At 50.0% G+C, this 2,138-nt stretch carries 1 protein-coding gene; it reads left to right on the top strand.

The window, feature by feature from the left end:
* The first annotated feature begins 308 nt into the window (after window positions 1–308).
* Window positions 309–1,961, top strand: a complete 1,653-nt coding sequence (locus Q2J39_RS10650) for a sulfatase-like hydrolase/transferase (RefSeq protein WP_288340674.1) — start codon at window positions 309–311, stop codon at window positions 1,959–1,961.
* Window positions 1,962–2,138: the final 177 nt, after the last annotated feature.

The following is a 2,138-nucleotide window of genomic DNA, read 5'->3' as shown; positions in this document are numbered from 1 at the left end:
AGCGTATCTAATATTCAGTCTCGCGTATACCCGTCGATTGTTTGACACTTACCTTGAAACGGAGCCTTTTTCCCGCTGTTCCGGAAAACATCGCCGAGCGGGGCAGATACACCGCAAGATACGCCGTCCGACGCTTTGAGAAAAGGGAAAGCGGGCGTTCTGCAGGCGGCGAGAAATGCTTTCGCTTTTGAAAGATACCGGTTTCATTAAATGAAGACATATTAAAAGATTCTCAACATTGACTAGCCCTCCGTTAAAACTTCAGCCTCGCAATTGAAATGCGATAAGGAAGCATTACAATATGGGGCATGTCACGTAAGAAACTGACCATTCTTCTGGGTACTATTGCCTATATATTCTTTATTCTGGGGTGCATACTGGCGTATGCGGTCCAGTACATCACCCAGGTGATTCAGGTCGAATCCTTTTCCCAGTTCCTGTATACGATGCAGGTGGGCATGGGCGGTGCCAGCAATACCATCGTCCAGATCCTGCAGGGCTTTCTGCTGAATTACGCGCTTTGGATTGTCCTGGGAACGCTGCTGTACGGCTTTCTGCTCCACAGCCAGCTTTCCAGAAAGAACCGCACGCATACCCGCAAAAAGTGGATGGCGTCGAATGCGATCAAGGCGATCAACTGCGGCAGCCTGCTGTGCATGACGGGCTGCGTGGGACTGATGATTTCTCAGCTTCAGAAAGGCTATGAAGCGCTGAAAATTGATCAGTACATCGAAGAACAGAACAAGTTTTCCACGCTCTACGAAAACCATTACGTCAAACCGGAAGCCGACTTGATTCAGGTCCCGGCGAAAAAGAAAAACATCATCTGCATTTATCTGGAGTCGATGGAAGCCACATTTTCCGACAGGGAACACGGCGGCGGATTTGATGCGGATCTGATCCCTAACCTTACCCGGATCGCTAAGGAAAATACCGACTTTTCCGCACAAGGGGATATCTGTCTTAACGGCGGTCAGGTGACCAGCCAGACGTCCTGGACAGTTGCCGGTCTTTGCGCGCAGACGTCCGGAACGCCCCTTGGCATTTCTAACTCGCAGTACAATCACACCTTCTCGGAATCGATGCTCTTTCTTCCGGAAGTCGTCAGTCTTGGCGACATTCTGGAACAGGAAGGCTATACGAACTATTTCATGTGCGGTTCCGAAGCCAGCTATGCGGGACGCGCCAACTACTTCCGCCAGCACGGAAACTATGAAATTTACGATGTACAGACCGCGCGCGACGAAGGCGACATTCCGGAAAACTATGACGAGTGGTGGGGCTTTGAAGATGAAAAGCTGATCCGCTTTGCCAAAGAGAAAATTACAAAACTTGCCGCTCAGGACGAACCGTTTAATTTCACCATGCTTACAGCGGACACCCACTTCAAGGACGGCTATTTGTGCAAGAACTGCCCGGATGATTTTGATGAGCAGTATGAAAACGTCATCCGCTGCTCCGACAAGCGGATCGCGGAATTTGTCGAATGGATCCAGCAGCAGGATTTTTATGACGATACGGTTATCATGATTTCCGGCGACCATCTTTCCATGGACAGCCTGATCAACCAGAGCGTCGGCATCGATTTCCCAAGACGGACCTATTTTACGGTTATCAACGGCGCGCCCTATACGCTCGATCGAACCCGCGATTACTGCACGCTCGATATTTTCCCGACGACGCTCGAAGCGATGGGCTTTACGATTCAGGGTCACAAGCTCGGCCTGGGAACGTCCCTGTACGCGGATGTTCCGACGCTTTGCGAAGAGTTTGGCTTTGATGATCTCAATACGCAGATCGCCTATCGATCCAAACGGTTTGAAGACGAAATTCTCAAAAACGACGGCTATACGCCGGAAGAAGAGGACGACGGCTTCTTGCCCTTCTTCTTCAACCGCGACGATTCGTCGAGTTCGTCCAGTCATCAGACGCCAAGACTTCCTGTATTCGAAGAAGAATAAACAGAAACGAAATGCGAAGCATTCCAGAATGAACGATAAGAGGCACCTTTCCATGGGCGCCTCTTTTGGTATGTCCGCACAGCAGCTGCGCAAAAAGGATTATCTGGACGCTCTCGTCTCTGTGTAAGTGTCAAACAATCGACGGGTATACGCGAGACTGAATATTAGATACGCTAA

This window comes from uncultured Allobaculum sp. (assembly GCF_948576815.1).
Taxonomy (GTDB): domain Bacteria; phylum Bacillota_I; class Bacilli_A; order Erysipelotrichales; family Erysipelotrichaceae; genus Allobaculum; species Allobaculum fili.
This window is presented reverse-complemented; position numbering and strand designations above follow the sequence as displayed.

What these genes read in the sequence shown, in the direction of transcription:
- Q2J39_RS10650 (WP_288340674.1), top strand. Translation starts at nt 309, where the DNA reads ATGTCACGTAAGAAACTGACCATTCTTCTGGGTACTATTGCCTATATA.